A 4677-nucleotide genomic window follows, 5' to 3' on the forward strand; every position below is an offset into this window, starting at 1 on the left:
CGACGGGGGCGCCTCGGCGAAGGTCGTCGGCTCCGGGGCGGGCGTCGACGCCGGCGCAGGCCGGGGCGCGGGCGCCGCCTGCGGAATCATCGAACCGCTCAGGATTCCAGCCCGGGAAGCGCGGGCCGGCGTCGACGTCGGCGCCTCGGGCAGGGGCGGCAGACGCTCATCCTTCGGCAGCGGCCCGGCCCGGAACACGGTCGTCGGCGCCCGGCCCCAGGTGACGGGTCGGCGGGCGAAGGGGACAGGCTGGTCGCTGAGGGGCTGGTTGTCGTCGGTGGACATGAACTCTCCCGCGCCGCCGGGGCGCGCTTCAAAAACGCGAAGACCAAGCCAGAGTGCGGACCGATCTGGCCCGTTTCGTGACGACCGGCGCCGACCTAGTTCTTCAACCGGTAGCCGGTCCGGAAGATCCAGCCGACGATCGCCAGACAGATCAGCAGGAAGCCCAGCGTCGCCGCCAGGCTGATCCCGATCCCCACGTCGCCGCTGCCGTAAAAGGTCCAGCGGAAGCCGGAGATCAGATAGACCAACGGATTGAACAGGGTGACCGTCCGCCAGGCCTCCGGCAGCATGTCGATCGAATAGAACGATCCGCCGAGGAAGGTCAGGGGGGTGACCACCAGCATCGGGATCATCTGCAGCTGCTCGAAACCGTTGGCCCAGATGCCGATGATGAAGCCGAACAGGCTGAAGGTCGTCGAGATCAGGATCAGGAAGGCCAGCATCTCGACCGGATGCAGGACCTGCAGCGGGACGAAGAAGGCCGCCGTGGCGAGGATGATCAGGCCCAGCACCGCCGACTTGGTCGCCGCCGCCCCGACGTAGGCGAGGACGATCTCGAGCGGCGACACCGGGGCCGACAAGAGCTCGTAGATGGTGCCGGTGAATTTCGGGAAGTAGATGCCGAACGACGCGTTGAAGATCGACTGGGTGAACAGGCTGAGCATAATCAGGCCCGGCACGATGAAAGCCCCGTAGGCGACGCCGTCGATCTCGGTCATGCGGCTGCCGATGGCCGAGCCGAAGACCACGAAATACAGCGAGGTGGTGATCACCGGCGTGACCAGCGACTGCCAGATGGTGCGCAGGGCGCGGGCCATCTCGAAACGATAGATGGCCCAGACGCCATAGCCGTTGAAGGTCATGCTCATTTAGCGGCTCCGGCGTCGCGGTGGACCAGGCTGACGAAGATGTCCTCGAGCGAACTCTGGCGGGTGTTCAGGTCCTTGAAGGCGATGCCCAGATCGCTGAGCTTGCGCAGCAGCGACGGCACGCCGGTCTTCTCGAGATTGGAATCGAACACGTATTCGAGTTCGTGGCCGTCGTCGTTCAGGGTGACCTTCCATTCGGCCAGTTCGGGCGGAACGGCCTCCAGCGGATCCTGCAGGTTCAGGGTCAGCGTCTTGCGGCCGAGCTTCTTCATCAGGGCGGCCTTCTCCTCGACCAGGATCAGCTCGCCCTTGAGAATGACGCCGACCCGGTCGGCCATCTCCTCGGCCTCCTCGATGTAGTGGGTGGTCAGGATGATGGTGACGCCCCTGTCCCTCAGCCCCCGGACCAGATTCCACATGTCGCGGCGCAGTTCGACGTCGACGCCGGCGGTGGGTTCGTCGAGGAACAGGATGTCGGGCTCGTGGCTCAGGGCCTTGGCGATCATGACCCGGCGCTTCATGCCGCCGGACAGGGTCATGAGCTTGTCGTTGCGCTTCTCCCACAGCGACAGGTCGCGCAGCACCTTTTCGATGTGGGCGGGATTCGGCGCCTTGCCGAACAGGCCCCGGCTGAAGGTGACGGTGGCCAGCACCGTCTCGAAGGCGTCGGTGGTCAGCTCCTGCGGCACCAGGCCGATCTTCGACCGCGCCTGCCGGTACTCGGTCTGGATGTCATGGCCGTCGGCGACGATCGTACCGGTGGACGGCGTGACGATGCCGCACACCACCGAGATCAGCGTCGTCTTGCCCGCGCCGTTGGGACCGAGCAGGGCGAAGATCTCGCCCTTGCGAATGGTCAGATCGATCGGCTTGAGGGCCTGAAGCCCCGATTTGTAGGTCTTCGTCAGACCCTGGATGGAGATCACCGGCTGCATGCACGCCCTCCCTGAGCGCGCAGCAGATATGCGTCCGGAGGTCGCACCTCAAGGCCGGCGGCGCGACAGCGGAGCCATATTTCCCGCGGGGGGTTATGGTCGCCGTGCCGAACGCCATCTCTCCGCTCCGTTCTCTCCTCGCCCGTCTGGGAGACGCGGGGCGAAAGCGATCGCCCCTGTTGCGCCGCGTGCCCCCTCTGCAGGACCTGCTCGAACTGGCGGCCCGGGTCGGCTATGGCGCGCGGGGCTTCGTCTATCTTTCCGTCGGCCTGCTGGTGCTGTTCGCGACGCTGGGCCTGGTCGGCGACACGGTCGGGATCAGGGGCGCGCTGGAGTGGCTGTCAAAGCGCCCGCTGGGACGCCTCTGGATGCTGATGATCGGCCTCGGCCTGACGGCCTTCGTGATGTGGCGCGTGCTTCAGTCCGTCTTCGACGCCGATCACGAGGGGACGTCCCGGGACGGCCTCATGACCCGGGCGGGCCAGCTGACCAGCGGCCTGGCCTATACAGGCCTCGCCTTCGCCGCCTTCGTCCTGTTCGCGGGTCCGCGGGCGGAAGATCCCTCGGAGGGCGTGGTGGAGAGCCGCGAGCGGGCCGCGATGCTGCTCGACCTTCCCTTCGGTCGATGGCTGCTGATCGCCGCCGGCCTGACCCTCTTCGGGATCGGGGTCGCCAACGTCGTCAAGGCGTGGCGCGAGGACTTCAGCGAATACCTCGACTGCTCGGTCCGGATGTGCCGGCGGGTGACGCCCATGGCCCGCATCGGCCATGTCGCGCGCGGCCTGGCCTACCTTCCCCTGGCGGGGCTGGTGACCCTCGCGGGCTGGAATGCTCGGGCGGCGGAGGTGACCAGCTTCGGCGCCGCGCTGGAAAGGGTGGAGCAGTGGACGGCCGGCGCCTGGATCATCGGCTTCATCGCCCTGGGCTTCGTGGCCTTCGGTCTCTTCGCCTTCATCGAGGCCCGGTTCCGCCGCATCCGTCCGCCCCGCGACATCAAACATCTTCCCTGAGCCGGGACTCCGGTTCAGGGTTCCCGCCGGCTCACTTCGCTGACCCCATCGAGGCCGCCATGATCCGCCGCATCCTGCCTGTCGCATTCGTCTCCCTGCTCGCGCTCTCCGCCTGTGGCGGCGGGGAGGCGCTCGATCCCCTCGCGGGCTATGGCCCTGACCCGGTCCTTCCCGCTCCACAGCGTTCCCTGATCCCGACCGTCAACATCGCCGAGGCGGTCGGCTGGCCCGAGGGCCGGACGCCCACGCCGGCGGCCGGCTTCCGGGTCCAGGCCTTCGCGACCGGACTGGATCACCCCCGCTGGCTGTACCGCCTTCCCAACGGCGACATACTGGTGGCCGAGACCAACGCCCCGCCCAAGCCGGAAGGCAAGCAGGGCGGGCTGCGCGGCTTCTTCCAGGGCCTGTTCATGAAGAAGGCCGGCGCCAAGGCGCCGAGCGCCGACCGCATCACTCTGCTCCGCGACGCCGACGGCGACGGCGTGGCTGAAACGAAGACCGCCTTCCTCGAGAACCTGACCTCGCCGTTCGGCATGGTTCTGGTCGGGGACACGCTCTACGTCGCCAACGCCGACGCCGTGGTGGCCTTCCCCTACCAGACAGGCCAGACCGTGATCACCGCCGCGCCGCGACGGGTCGCCGACCTGCCCGCCGGCCGCAATCACCACTGGACCAAGAGCCTGGTGGCCAGCGCCGACGGATCGCGGCTGTACGTCGGCGTCGGCTCCAATTCGAACATCGCCGAGAACGGGCTTGAGGAGGAGGTCGACCGCGCCGCCATCCTCGAGATCGATCCGGCGACCGGGGCCCGCCGCGTCCATGCCTCCGGCCTGCGCAACCCCGTCGGCATGGACTGGCAGCCCGACAGCGGAAAACTCTGGGTCGCCGTCAACGAGCGTGACGAACTCGGCAACGACCTGGTCCCCGACTACATGACCTCGGTGACGCCGGGCGGGTTCTACGGCTGGCCGTGGAGCTATTACGGTCCGATCGTCGACGAGCGCGTCGAACCCGCCAATCCCGGCATGTTGGCCGCCGCGCTGAAGCCGGACTACGCCCTCGGCGCCCACACCGCCTCCCTGGGCCTGACGTTCGGCGAAGGCGACCTGTTCCCCGCCCGCTACCGCGGCGGCGCCTTCGTGGGGCAGCACGGATCGTGGAATCGCAAACCCCGCAACGGCTACCGCGTCATCTTCGTGCCGTTCGTCGGCGGCGTTCCGGCGGGCGGGCCGGAGGACATTCTGAGCGGATTCCTCAATGAGCGGGACCAAGCCATGGGCCGACCGGTGGGCGTGCAGTTCGACGGGCGCGGCGCCCTGCTGGTGGCGGACGACGTCGGCAATGTGATCTGGCGGGTCTCGCCCGCCGCCGCCCCCGAGCGGCCATAAAAAGGGCCCCGGCGGATCGCTCCGTCGGGGCCGCTTCATCTCTCGGACCGGATCAGGACTGGGGCTGGATCACGATCACCGGCGTCGGAGCCGGGGTCGGGGCCGGAGTCGTGGGCGCGGCCTCGGTCGTCGTGTTCAGGGTGGCGGTGTAGGGCTTGGGCCCGCCGGCCGAGCCCGCCGGGCCCCAGCC

The 4677-nt window shown here is 68.5% G+C and carries 4 protein-coding genes and 1 pseudogene; 2 read left to right on the forward strand and 3 right to left on the reverse strand.

Annotation, left to right across the window (positions count from 1 at the left end):
* The 3 genes and pseudogenes from RDU12_RS12505 to RDU12_RS12515 all read right to left on the reverse strand — a co-directional run.
* A pseudogene (locus tag RDU12_RS12505) lies at positions 1-285 on the reverse strand (hypothetical protein); the annotation flags it as partial.
* Between the two features lie 95 nt (positions 286-380).
* Positions 381-1148, reverse strand: coding sequence for an ABC transporter permease (locus RDU12_RS12510; protein WP_300291731.1), 768 nt, complete (start codon positions 1146-1148; stop codon positions 381-383).
* Positions 1149-1150: 2 nt separating this feature from the next.
* Positions 1151-2089, reverse strand: coding sequence for an ABC transporter ATP-binding protein (locus RDU12_RS12515; protein WP_300291727.1), 939 nt, complete (start codon positions 2087-2089; stop codon positions 1151-1153).
* Between the two features lie 188 nt (positions 2090-2277).
* Between RDU12_RS12515 and RDU12_RS12520 the strand changes: the two genes are divergently transcribed.
* Positions 2278-3099: a DUF1206 domain-containing protein gene (locus RDU12_RS12520; RefSeq protein ID WP_300291725.1), complete on the forward strand. Its 822-nt coding sequence runs from the start codon at positions 2278-2280 to the stop codon at positions 3097-3099.
* Positions 3100-3158: 59 nt separating this feature from the next.
* Positions 3159-4487, forward strand: coding sequence for a sorbosone dehydrogenase family protein (locus RDU12_RS12525; RefSeq protein ID WP_300291722.1), 1329 nt, complete (start codon positions 3159-3161; stop codon positions 4485-4487).
* The last annotated feature ends 190 nt before the right edge of the window (positions 4488-4677 follow it).

The sequence above is a fragment of the Brevundimonas sp. genome, from assembly GCF_031082345.1.
GTDB lineage: Bacteria > Pseudomonadota > Alphaproteobacteria > Caulobacterales > Caulobacteraceae > Brevundimonas.